This is a genomic window from Lederbergia citri (genome assembly GCF_018343625.1).
In the GTDB taxonomy this organism is placed as follows: Bacteria; Bacillota; Bacilli; order Bacillales; family Bacillaceae_C; genus Lederbergia; species Lederbergia citri.
Map to the genome: position 1 here is coordinate 285,296 of NZ_JAGYPG010000004.1, position 20,503 is coordinate 305,798.

Annotated in this window: 18 protein-coding genes and 1 riboswitch; of the genes, 14 read left to right on the forward strand and 4 right to left on the reverse strand. The window is 36.1% G+C overall.

Translation table 11 applies throughout. The features are described from left to right. Positions 1 to 63: 63 nt before the first annotated feature. Together KHA97_RS20985 and KHA97_RS20990 are read left to right on the forward strand one after the other, a co-directional pair. Complete coding sequence (locus KHA97_RS20985) at positions 64 to 642, forward strand: glycerol-3-phosphate acyltransferase (RefSeq protein ID WP_213126747.1); 579 nt, start codon at positions 64 to 66, stop codon at positions 640 to 642. Continuing rightward, on the forward strand, positions 642 to 2,237 hold the full coding sequence (locus tag KHA97_RS20990) for a GNAT family N-acetyltransferase (RefSeq protein ID WP_213126748.1): 1,596 nt from the start codon (positions 642 to 644) through the stop codon (positions 2,235 to 2,237). The genes KHA97_RS20985 and KHA97_RS20990 overlap by 1 nt, the downstream gene beginning before the upstream one ends. Positions 2,238 to 2,274: 37 nt before the next feature. Here KHA97_RS20990 and KHA97_RS20995 read toward each other — a convergent pair whose 3' ends face one another. Both KHA97_RS20995 and KHA97_RS21000 read right to left on the reverse strand, forming a co-directional pair. Continuing rightward, the gene (locus tag KHA97_RS20995) at positions 2,275 to 2,502 is read right to left on the reverse strand and encodes a DUF1128 domain-containing protein (protein WP_213126881.1); all 228 of its coding nucleotides are present in this window, start codon (positions 2,500 to 2,502) and stop codon (positions 2,275 to 2,277) included. Positions 2,503 to 2,815: 313 nt separating this feature from the next. Continuing rightward, a complete protein-coding gene (locus tag KHA97_RS21000) occupies positions 2,816 to 4,177 on the reverse strand; it encodes an alanine/glycine:cation symporter family protein (protein ID WP_213126749.1) in 1,362 nt (453 codons plus the stop codon). A gap of 196 nt (positions 4,178 to 4,373) precedes the next feature. Between KHA97_RS21000 and KHA97_RS21005 the strand changes: the two genes are divergently transcribed. The 10 genes from KHA97_RS21005 (at position 4,374) to KHA97_RS21045 (ending at position 14,382) form a co-directional block, all read left to right on the forward strand. Next, a complete protein-coding gene (locus KHA97_RS21005; protein WP_213126882.1) occupies positions 4,374 to 5,183 on the forward strand; it encodes a YihY/virulence factor BrkB family protein in 810 nt (269 codons plus the stop codon). 187 nt (positions 5,184 to 5,370) lie between these two features. Then, entirely contained in the window at positions 5,371 to 6,429 is a 1,059-nt protein-coding gene (gene cax / locus KHA97_RS21010; RefSeq protein ID WP_213126750.1) for a calcium/proton exchanger, read from the forward strand. A 62-nt stretch (positions 6,430 to 6,491) separates the two neighbouring features. Further along, a complete protein-coding gene (locus KHA97_RS21015) occupies positions 6,492 to 7,289 on the forward strand; it encodes a YfkD famly protein (protein WP_213126751.1) in 798 nt (265 codons plus the stop codon). 129 nt (positions 7,290 to 7,418) lie between these two features. Next, positions 7,419 to 8,216, forward strand: a complete 798-nt coding sequence (pdaA, locus tag KHA97_RS21020; RefSeq protein ID WP_213126752.1) for a delta-lactam-biosynthetic de-N-acetylase — start codon at positions 7,419 to 7,421, stop codon at positions 8,214 to 8,216. Positions 8,217 to 8,321: 105 nt separating this feature from the next. Next, positions 8,322 to 9,212 carry a DNA-3-methyladenine glycosylase family protein gene (locus KHA97_RS21025; RefSeq protein WP_213126753.1) on the forward strand — a complete coding sequence of 297 codons (891 nt, stop codon included), beginning with the start codon at positions 8,322 to 8,324 and terminating at the stop codon, positions 9,210 to 9,212. An 8-nt stretch (positions 9,213 to 9,220) separates the two neighbouring features. Further along, positions 9,221 to 10,606, forward strand: a complete 1,386-nt coding sequence (gene rlmD / locus KHA97_RS21030) for a 23S rRNA (uracil(1939)-C(5))-methyltransferase RlmD (RefSeq protein WP_213126754.1) — start codon at positions 9,221 to 9,223, stop codon at positions 10,604 to 10,606. Between the two features lie 984 nt (positions 10,607 to 11,590). Then, a complete protein-coding gene (locus tag KHA97_RS21035) occupies positions 11,591 to 12,520 on the forward strand; it encodes an ABC transporter ATP-binding protein (RefSeq protein ID WP_213126755.1) in 930 nt (309 codons plus the stop codon). 2 nt (positions 12,521 to 12,522) lie between these two features. Further along, positions 12,523 to 13,626 (forward strand): ABC transporter permease, encoded by a 1,104-nt coding sequence (locus tag KHA97_RS21040; RefSeq protein ID WP_213126756.1) that lies wholly within the window; start codon positions 12,523 to 12,525, stop codon positions 13,624 to 13,626. 136 nt (positions 13,627 to 13,762) lie between these two features. Next, positions 13,763 to 13,891 (forward strand): hypothetical protein, encoded by a 129-nt coding sequence (locus KHA97_RS24350; protein ID WP_267912467.1) that lies wholly within the window; start codon positions 13,763 to 13,765, stop codon positions 13,889 to 13,891. Between the two features lie 203 nt (positions 13,892 to 14,094). Beyond that, entirely contained in the window at positions 14,095 to 14,382 is a 288-nt protein-coding gene (locus tag KHA97_RS21045; RefSeq protein ID WP_213126757.1) for an LSm family protein, read from the forward strand. A gap of 56 nt (positions 14,383 to 14,438) precedes the next feature. On the opposite strand, the gene KHA97_RS21050 is transcribed toward KHA97_RS21045, so the two are convergent. Continuing rightward, a complete protein-coding gene (locus tag KHA97_RS21050) occupies positions 14,439 to 15,086 on the reverse strand; it encodes a class I SAM-dependent methyltransferase (RefSeq protein ID WP_213126758.1) in 648 nt (215 codons plus the stop codon). 177 nt (positions 15,087 to 15,263) lie between these two features. Continuing rightward, entirely contained in the window at positions 15,264 to 16,553 is a 1,290-nt protein-coding gene (locus KHA97_RS21055; protein WP_213126759.1) for a protoglobin domain-containing protein, read from the reverse strand. 284 nt (positions 16,554 to 16,837) lie between these two features. Next, positions 16,838 to 16,939, forward strand: a riboswitch (purine riboswitch). An 83-nt stretch (positions 16,940 to 17,022) separates the two neighbouring features. Here KHA97_RS21055 and KHA97_RS21060 point away from each other — a divergent pair. Together KHA97_RS21060 and KHA97_RS21065 are read left to right on the forward strand one after the other, a co-directional pair. Further along, on the forward strand, positions 17,023 to 18,318 hold the full coding sequence (locus KHA97_RS21060) for an NCS2 family permease (protein WP_213126760.1): 1,296 nt from the start codon (positions 17,023 to 17,025) through the stop codon (positions 18,316 to 18,318). Between the two features lie 544 nt (positions 18,319 to 18,862). Further along, positions 18,863 to 20,470, forward strand: a complete 1,608-nt coding sequence (locus KHA97_RS21065; protein ID WP_213126761.1) for an FAD-dependent oxidoreductase — start codon at positions 18,863 to 18,865, stop codon at positions 20,468 to 20,470. Positions 20,471 to 20,503 lie beyond the last annotated feature (33 nt).

Consider the following 20,503-nt stretch of genomic DNA (forward strand, 5'->3'; position numbering starts at 1 on the left):
CACAAAAACTTTAAAATTATGTTAATATTATTAAAAAATAACCAATTTAAAAAAGGAAGTAAAATGAGAGAGACTCTTTTGTTTTTAGGGGCTTACATAGTAGGAAACATTTTAACAGGTTTTGTTTTAGCTAAGTTTTTTTTTCACAAAAACATCCATTTGGAAGGGAGTGGGAATGTAGGTGCTCGGAACGCGGGTAGAATATTTGGCAAAAAAGCTTTTGTCATCACGTTTTTAGGTGATGCAGGTAAAGGGGCTATCGTAGTTTTAATTTCGAAATGGCTCGAATTCAGTGTTGAAGCTCAAATTCTTGCATTATTCTTTGTAGTACTTGGACACATTTTTCCCATACTACTTCATTTTAAAGGTGGGAAAGGCATGTCAACTTTTATAGGAGGACTATTAGCTTTTGATCCATTATTATTTTCTGCATTCGCAGGCGTCTTTATTTTATCTTATTTCTTTTTAAAAAGTTTAACTTTAGCCGGTATGTCTGCTGTCCTTTTTTTGCCAGCCATAATATATTTTTTTACATTCGACTTATACTTAATTCTTTCCGCAATTTTACTTTCTGCCATTGTTATTTTTGCACATCGGCAAAATATTAGAGATAAATTTTTCAGTGAAAGGAACATCAGCTGATGAGCTTAATTTATAAAATAGCTACTAAACAATCAGAATTCGAACAAATTTTAAAACTAAATTACCGAACTTTTGTGGAAGAAATTCCTCAGCATAATGAAAATGAATCTCGTACTTTAATAGATAAGTTTCATAATGAAAATAAATATATTGTCTGCATGAAAGACGAACAACTAATTGGAATGATCTGTGTACGAAGTAACCGTCCGTTTTCATTGGACGGAAAAATAGGCAAGGTCGAGGAGCATTTGCCTGTTATAGTTGAAAACCCTTGTGAAATTAGACTTTTAGCTGTGGATCCTCAATATCGAAATGGAAGGGCTTTTTTAGGCTTGGCACAGGCATTGATACGTTACTGCTTAAAATTGGGGTACGATGCAGCACTTATATCTGGTACTACACGCGAGCAAAAACTATATGGACAAATGGGATTCCAGCCATTTGCGTATTTAACTGGTGATGAAGATGCGGCGTTCCAGCCTATGTATCTTACAAAGACAACTTTTGATGAAGGGATTGCTGGGAGAATATTAAAGGAGCAGGTGAATTTTTTACCTGGACCTGCAACCATTTCCGAATCTGTAAAGGCAGCACTGTCGGCATCGCCATTTTCACATAGATCAAAAGGTTTTGAAACGCTTCTGCAAGCTGTCCAAAATAAGCTAACTACACTTGCTAATGCAAAGTATGTCCAGATATTACATGGAACTGGCACTTTGGCAAATGATGTTGTAGCTGGACAATTATCGTTGATGTCAGGAAAAGGGTTAATTTTAGTTAATGGCGAGTTTGGAGAGCGGCTTGTAAATCATGCAGAACGATTTGGCCTTGATTTTGATATTGTTGAAACAGAATGGGGAACCCCTTTTCGTAAAGAGCATATTGAAGAAGCTGTAAAAAGTGGTGTGCATCATTGGTTATGGGCAGTTCACTGTGAAACGTCCACTGGCGTTTTAAATGATATTGAGTTGCTTAAAAGCATTTGTGAATCAAACAATTTACAACTTTCACTAGATTGCATTAGTTCAATCGGAGCAGTCCCGTTGAATTTAGATGGTGTATTATTTGCTTCTGGAGTCAGTGGAAAAGCCTTGGCAAGTTATTCAGGTCTTTCATTTGTCTTCCATAATGTACAGGTGAGTCCGAATAAAAATCTTCCAAGATATTTGGATCTAGGTGCTTATGCAGCAGCTGATGGCATTCCTTATTCTCAATCTTCTAATTTAGTAACTGCGCTTGCTGAGGCGTTAAAAAGATATAAAAGCCCTGAAGTAGAGTTTGATATTATAGAAAAGCGCTATGATTTGATAAGAAACGGCGTGGAGGAAGCTGGGTTAACGATATTATCTGAAAAAAGTGATTCTGCAAACCCAATCATGACGATTTTGCTGCCAAAAGAGATTTCTGCAAAAGAGCTAGGAGATAATTTATATTTGAATGGGTACAATCTTCATTATGAAAGTTCTTATTTAAATGAAAGAAATTGGATGCAGATTTCTTGTATTAATGATGTAGGAGAAAAAGACATTAGAAAAATGCTTTCCATTCTAAAAGGTCTTTGTATGGTAGATAGAGAGCCTTCTATCATTAGATAAAAAAGTGAACTGCGCCTCTTTATTGAGGCGCAGTTCCTTATTTTACTTTCCTTAATCGACCGAGTTCTTCAGCCAACGCTTGCATTTCACTCGGGCTAAAATTATCTTTTCTCATAACCATTTCATAGATTTCATGCAGTTCCTCATACATTTCAGAATCCATGCTATCTGATTTAATTGCTCCTATATTAACCATCTTCATCTTTGTTACAATTTCATTAACCATAAATTCAATATTTTCAGGGGTGTTTTTCGATAAATCCATATAACTTTCATCCTCTCTGTCGTCCATAATACCTATCCTTCCATGTAGGATAAGTATTGTCAAGAACAAAAGCAGAAGCGCCTGTACAGCGACGTACAAACTTTTTAGGGTTCTGACGAGATAAAGGAAACACAGTGAGCCTAAAGGCGAGCCGATGTTGACTTATCGTAGGAAGAAACTGAAAGTTTGCTAGTCGCTAGGCGCTGGAACTAGACGTGAACTACCTGCTTAAAAGTTATCCAACAAGGTTCCAATCTGTAATTTCCAGGTATGAAAAAATACCTTTCCCAAGCAAGGAAAGGTATTTTAGGTTTTAAGCGCTTTTTTTCATTTCCGCTTTTTCCTCTTTAATCGTTTTTAACACTTTTCTAGTTTCATGTATGACGACACCAGAGAGACCTAACAGTCCAATTAAGTTTGGAATGGCCATTAAACCATTCATAATGTCTGAGAATGTCCAAACGATTTCTAATTCGATAATCGCTCCGATGAAAACAACTAGTACAAATATAACTCGATAATAGATCACTATTTTTGCATTGAATAAATAGGAGAAACATTTTTCTCCATAATAGGACCAACCGATAATCGTAGAAGACGCAAAAAACAATAAACCAAGTGCAACAATGATGGATCCTGTATTTCCGAGGAAATGAGCAAATGATGCAGTAGTTAAATCTCCTGCCTCAATTGATGTGTCACCGTATAACCCTGCCATAACAATCGTAATTCCTGTAATCGAACATATAATGAGGGTGTCGATAAATACTTGAGTCATGGAAACGAGAGCTTGACGACCAGGCATATCCGTTTTAGCGGCCGCGGCAGCAATTGGCGCAGATCCAAGACCTGCTTCGTTGGAGAAGACTCCACGAGCAACCCCATATCGAATAACGGCTCCGATTGCTCCACCGGCAACAGCTTTTCCAGTAAATGCATCAGAAAAAATGACTCCGACTGCTTCTGGGATTAAATTAATATTCATCACTAAAATAATTAGTCCACCGATTACATAAAATACTGCCATAAAAGGAACAAAGAAGGAAGTTACCCTTCCAATACTTTTGATTCCCCCAATAATTGCAAGCCCAGCAAAGACCATTAACACAAGTCCAGTAACAGCTGACGGGACATGGAAAGTCGTATTAACAACCTTGGAAACGGCGTTGGATTGAACAAGATTTCCAATTCCAAATGCAGCAATCGCTCCAAAAATGGCAAATAATACTCCTAACCATTTTTGTTTCAAGCCTCGTTCCAAATAATACATCGGTCCTCCCGACATTTCACCATTCTCATCGACAACTCGATATTTTACGGCTAAAACAGCTTCGGCGTACTTTGTAGCCATACCAAAAAATGCAGATAGCCACATCCAAAGGACAGCACCTGGTCCACCTAAAACAACTGCTGTAGCAACCCCAACAATATTACCTGTTCCCACTGTTGCTGCAAGCGCTGTCATTAATGCTTGAAAATGAGAAATATCGCCTTCTGATTTTTTATCTTGTTTAAAACTAAATGCAAGCTTTAACGAATAGGGGAGAAGTCTTAATTGTAAAAATCCGATTCTAATAGTTAAGTAGATTCCAGTACCGACAATAAGGATGAGCAATGGTATTCCCCATACTTGACCACTAATTGCTTCCAACACTTTTAAAATCTTATCCGACATTTCAGGCTTTCCCTCCTTTTTTAATCTTGCTTCAACTTAAATTATTCAGAAAAATGTATGGGTATGTCAAGCTTTATTTTAATTTATGTTTTATTGCTCTTTAGAAAGGTAAAACATATACAAAGCTTGACTTAGAGATTGAGGTGGTAATGTGGGAAAGGCAAGATTAAAAATTAGAAAAGAAAAAAATAAACTAATGAAATTTATGAAACCATTGATTCGTAAAATATTGGATAATGATGTTACTGGAATGGCTGCACAATTAGCTTATTTCTTTTTGCTCTCCTTATTCCCATTACTCTTTTTTGTTGTTACGCTGCTTCCATTTACCCCTTTAACCCAGCAGGACATATTTAATTTAATTAAGGATGTTGCTCCAGCTGAAACTATCTTGATGATCGAAAAGACACTTAATGAAATTATGCAAAATAGAAGTGGCGGTTTATTGACAGTTGGAATTATTGGTACACTTTGGTCTGCATCAAATGGAATGAATGCATTGATGAAATCTTTGAATCGCGCCTATGATGTTAAGGAAAAACGTTCATTTTTTGTTGCAAGATCACTTGCAATAGCTTTTACTTTTGCAATGATTTTCGTATTTATATTTGCGTTATTGATACCTGTTTTTGGAAAACAAATAGGAATATTCCTTTTTTCAACCTTAGGTTATTCAGACATTTTTTTGAAAGTTTGGGGAGTAGTACGCTGGGCTCTTAGCCCTGTCATCTTATTCATTGTTTTTCTTGCTATTTATTATTTAGCTCCAAGCATTAAAATAAGATGCATTACGGCAGTTCCCGGAGCCATTTTTTCAAGTATAGGGTGGATAATTGTGTCAATTGGCTTTTCCTTTTATATTTCTCACTTTGGCAACTATTCAGCCACATACGGAAGTATAGGAGGAATCATTGTATTAATGCTTTGGTTTTATATCACTGCCTTAATCATTATGGTTGGTGGAGAAATAAACTCCCTTATTTCAAGAGAAAAAGATAAATGTTAAATGAATGGAATTACGGTTATATTGTATAAACTAAGGAGGCATTTGGAAAAAGATTGGGCGGATATGTAGTATTCGCCGCTATCCAGATGTGATTGATGGTGGAAAGTTAATAAATTTCACTCGCGATTTAAATGTGTTATGCAAGCAGCTTGCACGTTTTTTAAGAACTAGAGAGGAATTGAAGGCTTTGGTAAATAGAATATTTCTAATTGTCGTTTTCATTGGTTTTCCTTTAATTGTTATCGGCTCGTTATTGCAGTTTCCAAGTATATTGATATTTGGTCTGTCATGCCTTACTATTATCGGTCTTTCAAGTTTTATGGGGAGAGCTACTGAAAGTTTGACGATTGTAGTAGGACCACGGATTGGCGGATTATTGAATGCCACGTTTGGAAATGCTGTAGAGTTAATTATTTCGATTTTTTCATTAAAGGCCGGGCTTATCGGTGTTGTGCTTGCTTCTTTAACAGGCTCTGTAATCGGAAATCTTCTACTTGTAATGGGGTTATCCTTTTTTATTGGAGGTTTAAAGTTTAAACGTCAAAATTTCAATGTGTTTGATGCAAGACATAATTCTGGGCTGCTTATGTTTGCGGTCATTGTAGCTTTTATTATTCCAGAGTTATTTTCGAAAAATATGAACGATTCCAAAACCATTACATTGAGTATTGGTGTATCGATTATTATGATTATCCTCTATATAGCTGCTTTGTACTTTAAATTAGTTACTCATCGAGGCGTCTACAACACAAAAGAATCGAAACAAAATATTAAGCATGAAGAACCTGAATGGGGAAAAGGCAAAGCCATTCTCATTTTGGGTATTGCTACATTGGCTGTAGCTTTTACTTCCGAAAAACTTGTTCATACGTTTCATGAGGTAGGAGAAAAATTTGGATGGAGCGAGCTATTCATTGGTGTTATCATTGTAGCAATTGTCGGAAATGCTGCAGAACATGCCTCAGCAGTTTTAATGGCTTTTAAAGATAAAATGGATGTTGCAGTAGAAATTGCAGTAGGATCGACTCTTCAAATTTCCATGTTTGTTGCTCCAATTCTCGTAATTGTATCTTTGTTTTTTCCTATTTCCATGCCACTCATCTTTACGTTGCCTGAAGTAATAGCAATGGCTACTTCCGTCTTACTGACGATTGTAATTGTTAATGATGGAGAATCAAACTGGTTTGAAGGTGCAACCTTGCTTGCAGCATACTTTATCATGGGAATCGGTTTTTATTTGTTGTGAAGTGGATAAACAGACAACTTTCGGAAAAACATAAAGGTAAATGATGAAAGGAGTTTGCCTTTATGAAACAATATCGCTTTGGATTGCAGTTAATGATTATATTTCTCTTAATTTTATCGGGACCTACCGAATTTTCATTTGCAAAAGGGCAACAAAAAGGAGCCATTCAACTGCCATCATCTGTGGTAAATATAGCAAAAGAAAATACAGTACCTAACGAAATGGAAGATTTAATCTATTTAAAACCAAGCAATTTTACAAAAGAATTGTTCAAGTCTTCAAACGAAGCAATTGATAATCCGAATTTAATTCGTATATTGAATGAGTCCTCCATTAATAAGTCCCCGCTTTCAATCGGAATGCGTGCAACGATTTATATGGGGGAATGGCCATTAAATTACAAATCAGCTGAAACAATTCCAAATTGGCAATATCAAAAAATAAACACGAATGTTTACGATAACACAGCTGGGAAAATAAACCACCAAATTAATTACGTTCAACAAGTACAAAAAAGGGTTAAAGGCGGCTTAACAGGTCGAGTTCCACATTCAGAAGATGTACAGAAAATGATGCTAATTAAAGCGATGGAAAAAACAAATCTACCCGTTGCGACAGAAACAGTTATTGGCGCAGGCACAAAGCACTCACAAATTTACAATGTTCATCCAAAGCGAGTCGGCTACTTACACGCATATGTACCAGCTCTAATAGAAAAAGGAGAAGTAACATATGGAGAAGTATACTTAGTCATTCGAGGAACACAGCGAAAAATAGCCGTCAAAAACGTAACCTCTCAAAAAATAGGCGCTTGGCTCCCAATCCAAGACCACCTCTCCTTCTCCTTCACCGCAAATTAAAGTGGCGACAGGGTGAAAGGGGACGGGGCCAAAAGGGACAGGTTCAATTGAACCTGTCCCTTTTATTGTCAGGAATGTTTTTTTGAGGATGGAAAAATCTAAAGAAAAAGAGTGAAAGGTGGAATGGAAATGAAAAAGTGGCTGTTAATATTACCAACTTTGTTTCTTATATTTTTTCATGCTGGGAATACTCATGCTATTACTAATAAACCGATTCATTGGGGATTTAAAAAAGGGGCTAATGAGAGGCAGGCAGATGCCGGAGAGCAATATGATAAGCTTCTTGAAAAATATGGAGCTTTTTATAAGGGGAGCCCCGACGAAAAAATATTATATTTAACGTTTGATAATGGATACGAAAATGGTTATACCGCAAAAATTTTAGATGTTTTGAAAAAGGAAAAAGTACCGGCTACCTTTTTTGTTACCGGGCATTACTTAGAGAGTGCTCCTGAATTATCGAAACGAATGGCAGATGAAGGGCATATTATTGGGAACCATTCATGGAGTCATCCGGATATGACCCAAATTAGTGATGAAAAAATAAAATTAGAGCTTGCAAAAGTGAAGGAAGAAACCAAAAAAGTTACGGGGCAGACGAATATGCAGTATTTACGTCCGCCACGAGGAATTTTGAGCGAACGCACCCTTAAAGTGGCACAAGATGCAGGTTATGTTCATGTCTTATGGTCTTTGGCGTTTAAAGACTGGCAAATTAACCAACAAAAAGGCTGGAAGTACGCCTATGACAATATTATGGCACAGGTTCACCCAGGAGCGGTCGTGTTATTGCACACTGTTTCCAAAGATAATGCAGATGCGTTGGAAAAAGTAATCAAAGACTTAAAAAAGCGTGGGTATATTTTTAAAAGTCTTGATGATTATATGCTGAAGGAAAAAGTGAAAAACCCAATTATAGCTCATTAACGTCTTTTTCGACTCCTACAATAAGAGTTTCAATTTATGCAAGTGAAAAAACTCCCCCCACGATGGTATAATGAATAAACATTTAACCATTTGGGGGAGATTTTAATGTGGCAAGAAAAAATAGAGTTTTCCGGCCCATATGATTTTGATTTGGCGTTAAGTAGATTGTCAATGGATCCGCTAAATATTGTGAACCAAAAAAATCGTTACGTTAAAGTCCCTATTTATCATACAGTGCCTGAAGTGGCGACAGTGCAGGCAATTGGATCAACAGACGAACCAACATTCCTAGTCAGCGGTCAATATGATGAAACAAAATTAAATATCATAGAAAAAATTTCGGAAATATTTCAATGGAACACGTCTTTGGCTAAAATTCAGAATCACTTTTTAACAACATCTTTGAATAAAATCTTCGAAAATCATCGAGGAACACCAATAGTATTAGATTTTTCACCATTTACAACGTTAGTAAAATCGATTATTCATCAACAAGTGAATATGAAATTTGCCATTTCCTTGACCGAAAGTTTTGTTAAAACATTTGGCTTCCACATTGACGATGTTTATTTTTATCCATCACCAGAGACAATCGCAAATATGGAACCAGAAATGTTAAGACCATTAAAATTTAGTCAGCGAAAAGCGGAATATGTAATAGAACTCGCTAAACAAATTGTAAATGGCAAAATAAATTTAGAGCAATTGTCAAAACTGTCTGATGAAGAAATTATGAAAGAATTAATAAAAATTCGTGGAGTCGGCCCGTGGACCGTTCAATGTTTCCTTTTATTCGGACTAGGAAGACCTAATCTATTTCCTTTTGCAGATATAGGTTTACAAAATGCGATTAAAGAACTATACGAACTTGATCGGAAGCCTACAAAAGAAGAGATGTTGGAATATAGCAGCGAATGGCATCCATATTTAAGCTATGCCTCCCTCTATTTATGGAGAAGTATTGAACCGCCCATCAAAGAATTAATAGTAGAATGAGTGATTATATGACAAAAGAGAATGAAACGATAATCAAAGTAAATCAACAATTCCCCCTTACGATAAAACGACTTGGAATCAATGGTGAAGGCGTTGGCTATTTTAAAAAGAAGGTTGTTTTCGTCCCTGGAGCACTACCTGGTGAAGAAGTTGTTGTGGAAGTTGTAAAAGTTCATCCTAAATTTTCAGAAGCCATCGTAAAAAAGGTCCGAAAACGATCTCCATTTCGAGTAAAAGCACCTTGCCCTGTATACGAGCAATGTGGCGGCTGCCAGCTTCAGCATTTACGCTATGATCAACAGTTAAATGAAAAACGAGATATCTTACTACAAGCGTTTGAAAGACATACGAAATTCAATGTCGAAGATCTAGATATACGTGAAACCATTGGTATGGAAGATCCATGGAAATATCGTAATAAAAGCCAATTTCAATTGCGAGAAATGAACGGAAGAATTGTGGCTGGGCTTTATAGTTTGAATTCCCACCGGCTAATTAGTGTCCCTGAGTGCATCGTACAGCATCCTGCAACCAATAAGGTAAATAATGCAATAAAGCAAATTTTTGAAGACTTCAAGGTCCCCGTTTTTAATGAAAAAACGAAAAAAGGTATTGTGAAAACGATCGTTACTCGCGTAGGAGTACAAACTGGACAAGTTCAAGTTGTCATCGTGACAGCAGGGGAAAAACTTCCGCGCAAAGAAATGATTGCGGAAGAAATCAAAAAACGTCTACCCGAAGTCGTTTCGGTTATGCAAAATATTAACCCAAGGCAAACATCACTCGTTTTCGGAGAAAAAACGCTTAATATTACGGGAAAAGAATTCATTGACGAGAAAATGAATGAATTCACTTATGAGCTTTCAGCGCGTGCTTTTTTTCAATTAAATCCCGAACAAACAGTGAAACTTTATGATGAAGTAAAAAAAGCCACTGCTCTCACTGGAAAGGAAAAAATTGTGGATGCCTATTGTGGTTCTGGAACCATTGGACTATGGCTGTCTGATGGTGCTGCAGAAATTCGTGGAATGGATATAATTCCTGAATCAATTGAAGACGCAAAGAAAAATGCTTTGAAACATGGTATCCAGAACGCCAAGTATGAAACAGGAAAAGCGGAAGATATTTTACCAAAATGGTTAAAACAAGGATGGAGTCCAGACGTAATTATTGTAGATCCACCACGTACAGGCTGCGATTCGAAGTTTTTACAAACTCTTTTAAAAATAAAACCAAAAAAATTTATTTATGTATCCTGCAATCCTTCTACATTGGCAAAAGATTTACAAGCCATCAGCCACATGTATGAAGTGAAGTATATTCAGCCATTAGATATGTTTCCTCAGACTGCGCATGTGGAAAGCTGTTCACTACTTGTAAGGAAAGAGAAATAATAGATGTAAAAGTAAGTAAATAACCTTTTTTAAGAAAGCTCAGGCTGTCGAGAAAGTCTCGACAGCTTTTTAATATGCGTCCAACATGGTGTAGTAAGTGAAAAAGTATTAAGACCATGTTATGTAATTAGCTAGATTCAACAGGCATCCAGTCCTATTAATATTAATTATATATTGTAAAAACCTTCTTATGGCATATAATCCTTGAGATTCAGGGCAAATACCCAGGTGATTTATCCGCTAATGCATATGCTTTAATGACTATATATATGAGGAGGATAAAAGTGATAATATAATGCCCCTAACATAACAGATGAATGGATTCGTCAAGGTATTGGTTTAGGTGGTCCTGGCTCGGGGTTTGGCTTTTCTCCTGGTCTAGGATTAGGTGGCCCAGGCTCAGGGTTTGGCTTTGCCCCTGGTCTAGGATTAGGTGGACCTGGCTCTGGACTTGGTTTTTATCCAGGTCTTGGCTTTGGTGGTCCGGGCTTTGGATATGGGTATCCGCATCCATACCCATACTACCCATATCACCACTATCCATACCATTATCATTACTAGGCCACTTTAGTGTTATGTACTATTTGTATTTATACAGTTATAGAAAGATAAGTAGTACGATTTTAGAAAAGGTGGCAATTCTGAATTTATTAGAGACGCCACTTTCTTGTTTATAATAAATGAAATAAGCGTGGATTCGAAGTTAATTAAAAAGGAGAAAAAGGTACTCACATTATTAAAACTGCAATAAATTGATATAGTTGTCAACTGACTTGACAAAATGAGTGACTAAACCAAGTTCTATATAGTTTAGTCATTTTTTTAATCTCCGAATTAAAGTAGAAGACCTCTCAAAGTACCTACTTAAAATAAAATATCATTAGTATTCTCCTACCTATCGGAATACAATTTACCGTGTGAAAAAATTTTCCACTTTCTTACACTTATCATAAAAACTTATGCATTTTTAAGGAGGATTGAAGTGTGCCTATATTGGAAGTAAAGGAACTTCGTAAAACGTTTCAAACGGTGGTAGCTGTTGATTCGATTAGCTTTTCAGTGGAGGCGGGTGAAATTTTTACGATTATCGGTCCTAATGGGGCTGGAAAAACAACAACTTTAGAGATGATTGAAGGACTGCAAACTCCGGATTCTGGAGAAATCAAAATAAAAGAAATGAACTGGAAACGTAATGCTGAACAAATTAAGCAAATCATCGGCGTCCAACCGCAGACAAGTGCATTATTTGACTTACTAACCGTTTATGAAAGCCTAGATGTGTTTGCCGGTTTATATAAACGTTCCCGGCCAGTTGAAGAAGTTCTCGAATTCATTAACTTAACTGAACATCGAAATAAACGAGTAAAGGTTTTATCCGGTGGGCAAAAACAGCGTCTTGCTATCGGCATAGCACTCGTCAATGATCCAGATATTTTATTTTTTGATGAACCGACCACTGGGCTCGACCCACAAGCACGAAGAAACATATGGGATATTGTCCGGAATCTTAAAGGCTTAGGGAAGACAACGATATTAACGACGCATTATATGGAAGAAGCGGAAAAGTTAAGCGACCGTGTGTGTATTGTTGACCAAGGAAAAATCATCGCCTTAGATACTCCACAAAACTTGATTTACCTTTTGTCACAAGAACGTGAAATACACCTTTCTTTTCCAACTACATTAAAAGATGTTGAGAAATTCGTTGATATAGTGATGCAATATCCCGGAGTGACAAACGTAAAAACTGAGCTAAATACTCTTTATTTTTCAACAACGAATACTGAACAATCATTATATGAGCTTTTCAAATACACGACAGAGAATCAAATTGAAGTTAAACAGATCGGGATTAAAGATGTAAGCCTTGAAGATGTTTTTATCTCTTATACAGGGAAAGAGTGGAGGGACTAACGATGAAGCAGTTTCGAAAGCTATTTGAAGCGAATTTTAAATCCACATTTCGCGAAAAAGCTGTATGGGGCTGGTCTATTGCCTTCCCAGTTTTATTAATGGTTATTTTCCTTACCATTTTTGGTGGATTGAATGATGGAGACACTTCTTTTGAGGCTAACATTGTGACCGTGATGGATGAGCCTAACGAACTAGCTTCAAACTTAGAAACAATTTTAAAGCATATCCCAATGCTTGCTTGGAAAAAAGATTCTCCGGTTAGCAGGAAACAAGCTGAAGTTTGGCTAAAAGATAAAAAGATTGATGCAGCCATTGTGCTTCCTGCAAGTCCTGATGCAAAGTCAGTTGAGTTATTATTAAACAAAGAAAAAGAAAATTCCACACTAAGTCAAATTATGAGCGGGATTGTAAACAGTATTTTACAAGAAACGAATAATAAAATTGCAGAAGTAACACCGCAGCTATTTTTGCAAACAAAATTTATTTCATCAGGTAATGATCAACTAAAATATACCGATTTTCTTGTTACGGGCATGATTGCTTTATCGATCGCCCAAGCAGGGTTATTTGGGATGGTCAGTTTAATTGAAATGCGTCGCAATGGTCTGTTAAAGCGAATGATGGTAACACCAATCACTATGAAAACATTCGGTTTAAGCATTTCACTCGTGCGACTTATTCTCTCCGTTGTACAAATCTTGCTGCTTACATTAATCGGTGTTCTCTTTTTCAAAGCTACGCTAAATATCAATATCCTTTCTTTTTTGATTATTTTTATCGTCGGAACGATCTCCTTTTCCGCTCTCGGATTTATGATAACCGCATTTACAAAATCAATGGATGGCTATATGGGACTCGCGAATATTTGCAGTTTTCTCATGATGTTTTTAAGCGGGATTTTCTTTGAATTATCTATACTGCCAAGTTATGTTAAGCCGCTGTCAGTCATCTCCCCGCTAACTTATTTTGCGAATGGCATTCGTGATAGCATGGTTTATGGACTAGGGATTTTAAACACGCATTTTTGGTTAAATATTGGCGTACTCGCATTATGGGCAGTTGTAACATTTGCTGTTGGTGCAAAGTTTTTTAAGTGGGAGGCTTAATTAGGAATAACCGTTTCGATGTATTCAGCATTGAAACGGTTTTAATAATTTTAGAAATCTAAATACAAAAACCTATTTACTTAATCTATTGTACATATATACATAATTTAAAAAGAATATTCATGGAAGAAGAATAATGAATTGGGAACATACGGCCTTATTAAACATTGATATTCAACATGGTCGCTTTTCGGAAAAGCCTCGATTATTTAAAAGTGATGAATTCTTAACTAACATACAAACACTCATTACGTTTGCACATTAAAAACAGATTTGCTGATTTTTCTAACATTACACAATGGTAAAAAAGGAACATTAACAGAAAAAGGAACTGCTGGCTGGCAACTTCACCCTTCGCTCGTGGTGAAACTTTCACCTTCCTTTTTCTTCATGAACTTATCAAAACCCGTAACACAAACCCACAAGCAAGAATATTTTGAATGGAGAATATAGAGGAGGTAAAGGCCAGTGGATCAAACTGTACAAGATCATAGAGATATGAAGCATTTTCATGATAAGGCTAAACATCATATGTATCAATTTGTTCAAGTTGAATTAAATGATGGCTCTGTTTATCAAGGAATACTACACAGCCATGATCATGAAAAATTATATCTTATTATGCCTAAAATGCATCATCACATGGGAGAGGAAAGCAGCAGTCGCTTATTTCCATTTTTCGGACCTTTTGGATTATTCGGATTCCCTTTCTTTGGAATCAGGGCATTCGGACCATTTTTCCCGTTCTTTATCTAAGCTACGGAACTAAAAAGGCTTGCGGCCATATAAATGGTACTGCAAGCCTTTTTGATTTACTCCTTAGTACATGTAAAAATTCGAAAATCCATGACCCCATCATACTTATACATATTATTAAAATGCTCCATCATGACCATAAATAGTTTCGGTTCAATAGATTCTGAGTAGTGAAATTCAGGTATTGAATTATTTTGTGTAAGAGAATATGGCGGTTTGTAAACTTGTAAATTTTTAAAACCGGTATCTTCTAATAAAGTGATCCACTCCTCCTCCATTAAGAAAGATCCAAAGCCATAAAATTTTTTTATTTCTTCCTGTTCAGTATCTTCAAGCTGCTGATTCATCGTAAGTTCATTAGCAATGAAACGGCCACCGCTTTTTAATAAGCGAAAAATTTCTTTAAGTGCTCTAGGTGCATTGACAAAAGCAAGCACAGACTCAGAAAAAATATAATCAAATGTATCGTTCCCAAGAGGGCAATTCTCAATGGATCCTTGAATAATCTCCACAGGTAATTGGTTTTTTGCCATCCTATATCTAGATTTTTCCACCATGATTGGGTTAATATCCATCCCTGTTACATTTGCTCCATAATGGGAAGCTAAATATGCTGTTGTTTGACCAGTACCGCATCCTACATCTAAAATATGAGACGCTTCGTTTATTCCTTCAGATTCCAATAATTCTTTTGTAAGATCCATACCCCCGGGGTGTGCACTACCGACACCAAATTTGGATAAGAATTCTAAATAAATAGACTGCTCGATTAGAACCACCTTCTTTATATCTTTTTGGCATGATATGAATTAAGAAGAGGATGGGTTCCTGTCATAAAGCAGTATTACCTGTAAAGGAGCCAAAAGATTATTGCTATACTGTTAGTTCAATTCATAGGTGGCTTGATTTAATCCATCCGCTATAACTGCAACTTGTGCCGATGCACTTGATATCTCTGTAATTACTTTTATAAAAGACTGTATTTCACTTTCAATTAAATTATTTTGTTCTTTGTTTTTTACCATAGACTTTAAGATTTCTTCAAAGGCGTCATTTGTACTTAACATTATTTTAGTTCCATTTTGAATAATATCTGCTACTTCATGAATAGAAGAAGTTACATTATTGATTTGAATCTTTGTTTCTGATATAAGTTTGGATACTTCTAAAATTGATTTCTTGGTTTGCTCTGACAAGTTGCGAATTTCGTTTGCTACAACCCCAAAACCTTTCCCATATTGACCAGCTCGAGCAGACTCAATAGCAGCATTCAAGGATAAGAGGTTGGTCTGGTCAGAAACAGACTTGATAATTGAAACAACCATATCAATTTGATCTGATAAACGATTCAATTCATTTGAATTGGTGATAATATTATCCACACTTGCCTTTGTAAACTCCATACTTTCTCTTGATTTTTGTAATTGGTCCATCCCGTTATAAGAGTAATATTCAGCCTCGCTCGCTAGTTCTGATCCTTGTCGAGCTAATTCCGTGATGGCAGCTGATTGTAAATTTAAATGTTCAATAGAAGCACTCGTCTCTTCAGCGATTGCCGCTAAATCCTCTGCTCTACTTCCCACTTGTTGAATTTTAGATCTCTTTTCTTCTTGAAGTTGACGTTGCTTTTCTGTCTCCTGCTCATATGCTTCTAGGACTAATTGCTGTTCAAAATTAAGTAATTTGCTAATAGCTTTAACTGCATCCATTAAATCGGATTTATTTTCTATTTTTTCCGCCACAAGTTTTATTAATGAATTCATTAAATTCTGAAATGCGCTCATATACCATTTTGTTTTTAAACCTACTTTTACATGTACATGAGCTATCCGAACTCTTTTCGCGATAAATTCCTGATTAATCTCACCAGCAAACATCTCCATAATATGGATCCTAAACGTCTGTTTAAGTCTGTCCACTGTACTATACGTTTCAATAATTTGCTGCAAATTTGGTTTATTTATTATGTTTTCATAAAACTCATTTACAATGGTAGTAATGTTTTGGTGAATGATTGGTTCTAATCCCTTAACAATGAATAAATCTTTTTCACTAAGGGAAATAATCTCGATTTGCCTTTTTAATTCTGTCTCAGGAGGAATAATAAATTGAATTTGTTTTTCATGTCTGTTTTGTGTAAGAGTTTGAGTTTTTTTTCTAAATATTATCACTTTTTCATAACTACCTCCTTTATGTTCCGAGCACGTGTTTATTCGAAATGATAATACCAAAAATCTATGTGGAGAGATGTGATAAACATCACATTTATAAGAATCTTTTGAGATGTTTGATAATTTTATTGATGGTATATAACTAGAAGTTCGTCAATGGAGGGGCAAACTTCAAAGAGAAATGCCATTTCTAGTTAAAGAGCGTTAGGATCCGAAATTAATTTAATTAGCTGACAAAGGCTAATGTTATTGACTCATCACTTTATCCTTGTTAACATTCTTTTATTACTTTTTTATAAAAACCTTGTATAAGTTCAATAATAAGGCTTGAACGTCTCTACCCGGCTGCGGTAAATTGCCGGTCTACAAGGGAATGAGAAAAATCCATAAGCTTTTTCTTGTCCTTTGTAAACCTTCCTCTGGCAGTTCGAGTTTGACAGGGGATTTTTTTATATTCGGGGGACTCATCATGAAAAACTACTTTCAATTTTCCGAACGAGGCACTTCATTCAAGCAAGAAAGTGCAGCAGGAATCACAACATTCTTATCAATGGCATATATTCTAGTTGTTAATCCAGTGATCTTGAGCCAGACAGGTATGGATAAAGGAGCATTATTTACGGCAACAGCTTTATCTGCAATTATTGGCACATTATTAATTGGATTAATGGCAAATTATCCAATTGGTATTGCCCCAAGTATGGGCATTAATGCTTTTTTTACGTTTACGGTTTGTATTGGCATGAATATACCCTGGGAAACGGCACTGACGGGTGTATTTATCGCAGGCGTTTTGTTCATGATTTTAAGCTTGTTGAAAATCCGTGAAAAGATTATAAATATCATTCCTCAAGATTTAAAGCATGCAATAGGGGGAGGAATCGGATTTTTTGTTGCCTTTATGGGTTTGAAAAATGCTGGTATCGTTACTTCAAATGAAGCAACCTACGTATCGATCGGAAATCTTAGTACTGCTCCAACTTTACTTGCTATTACGGGTTTTATCATTACGATTATTTTATTCAATAGAGGTATCAAAGGCGGAATTTTTTATGGAATGGTACTGTCTACCATTATTGGAATGGTATTTGGAGTAATAAAACCTCCTCAAGCAATTATTGGGAAAATACCAAGTCTTGAACCAACCTTTGGAGTTGTTTTCAACCATTTGGATGACATCTTTTCTCCTAAAGTGCTTGCAGTCATTTTTACCTTTTTGTTTGTTGCCTTTTTTGATACTGCTGGTGCGTTAATTGCGATTGCAAGCCAAGCAGGTCTAATGAAAAACAACCAAATTCCAAATGCAGGTAAAGCTCTATTGGCTGATTCTATGTCAACGATTGTTGGATCTGTTTTAGGTACTTCTACTACAGCTTCGTTTGTTGAGTCTACAGCTGGAATAGCAGTTGGAGGTCGGACAGGCTTTACATCCATTGTAATATCAGCGTGTTTTACCGTTTCATTGTTTTTCTCACCTGTCTTGTCTATTATTACTCCAGAAATTACCGCTCCAGCTCTCATTATTGTCGGGGCTTTGATGGCAACGGAAATCGGAAAAATTAATTGGAGCAACCTAACCGTTGCCATTCCTAGTTTTATCATTGTCATAATGATGCCATTATCGTTTAGTGTGGCAACAGGCATTGCACTCGGTTTTATTCTTTATCCAATCAGCATGATTGCTATGAAAAAAGCAAGGGAAGTTCATCCGATTATGTATGTACTTTTTGTTATATTTATTGGTTATTTTGTTTATGTAATTTAAACCATAAAAAAAAGTCCCAATCTCGTGATGGGACTTTTTTGTATATATAGATTATTTCATAGTCCAGGAAATTATACAATTGAACTTTGCGGACAACTTTCTAGGTAGGTAGTATTCGTCATCGCAAGCAATCGTCGACTGGTAAACTTGTTTTTCTTCTCCTTAGGATAAGTCAACATCAAATCGTTCCTTGCCGTGTTTTCTTTATCTCAGTCGAAGCCGCGTCACGTCCTGTGGCGAAAGGCGAACCCACATCCTGAGGCCCTGTACGTCGATTCAGGCGCTTGTGCTTTTGCACTTACTTTTGAAATAAAATTGTTTGGCAATGTCCATAAAATATTCGGATTCCTTTATATTCTCTATAGATTTACTGTAAAAATTAATGTCATTTTCAACAGTGTTGTTTGTTGATTCGGCTTATGGTGCAATAAATTATAGCATTGGGGATTAGGGATTATTTGATATACTGAACCTAGAAGAAGTTGATGCCTTTGTAACATTGGGAACAATCTTAAGTAAAGATGTTTTATGTGGAGGGGATTAGATGAGCTTTGAAAACCTTAAATATTATACACCGTCAAATCCAAGTAATCATGCAAATGAAATTTCAAGTGATTTAGTTGTATATGGAGGGACTCCTGCTGGTATTACAGCTGCAATTCAAGCAAAACAAAAAGGTTTGAGTGTCGTAATAGTCGAATTTAGCAACCATATAGGTGGGATGACAGCAAGTGGACTAGGTGCTACTGATTTCGGTGCTAAGGAAGCGGTAGGTGGTTTATCACGAGAATTTTATAAAAGAATCGGGCAATATTATGGAAAAGAAGAACAATGGACGTTTGAACCAAAAGTGGCAAAATTTATTTTTACAAAATGGTTAGAGGAAAATGAAATCCCTGTCTATTATCTACAACATTTAAAAGAAGTAGAGATGGAAAATAAAAAGATTAAAAGAATTGCTATGGAAAATGGAAATATTTTTATTGGCCATATTTTTGTTGATGCAAGTTATGAGGGAGATTTAATGGCTAAAGCTGGGATCAGCTATTATGTAGGGCGTGAATCGAATGCTACATATAATGAGACGTACAATGGTGTCCAATTTGGTTATCCTCATCATAAGTTTGAAGTTCCTGTTGATCCATATGTAATTGAAGGGAAAAATGAAAGCGGTTTACTACCTGGAATTACAGAGCCGGAATTACAAGAAATCGAGACTCGGGGGCAAGGGGATAAACGGATTCAAGCCTATAATTTTAGATTATGTTTAACACAAGATGAAGAAAATCGTATTCCTTTTCCAAAGCCGCCATATTATGATCCAAACCGGTACACACTATTACTAAGGTATATCAATGCTGGTGTATGGGATGCCATGAATTTACATACATTGCTGCCAAATGGCAAAACAGATTTGAATAATTACGGTGCTGTTTCAACAGATTATATTGGGATGAATTATGAATGGCCTGAGGGAAGTTATGAAACAAGAGAAAGAATTTTTCAAGATCATTTTAATTATAATCTAGGAATGCTATATTTTTTAGCTAATGATTCACAAGTGCCCTTGTCCATACGAGAAGAAGTAGCAAAATGGGGACTGCCGAAAGATGAATTTGTCAAAACCGGGCACTGGCCACCACAGTTATATATACGTGAAAGCAGAAGGATGATATCTGATTATGTAGTGACGGATCACAATTGTTTAGGTCAGTCAGTTATCAATGATTCTATTGGTCTCGCCTCATATCAAATGGATTCTCATCATTGTAGACGAGTTGTAATCGCTGGACAATGTGTGAATGAAGGAGATGTGGAGATTCCAATTTCGCCGTATTCTATCTCGTATCGTTCAGTAAGACCAAGAGAAGAAGAATGTACGAACATACTTGTTCCTGTTTGCTTATCAGCTTCCCATATTGCATTTGGATCGATCAGAATGGAGCCTGTGTTTATGATTCTAGGGCAATCAGTTGGAGTAGCAGCAAGCTTAGCATTTAAAGACAAAACGACAGTTCAGGGCATTCAGTATGCCAAGTTAAAAAAAGAATTGCTTAGAGTAAATCAAGTTTTAGAGTGGGATTCAGCGATTGAAGATGATCCAATCGAAAGAATGAACGAAACTTTTGGAAAAAGTGATAAAAAAGTTTAATGAAAATAACATCTAAGAATGATAGTTTTATAT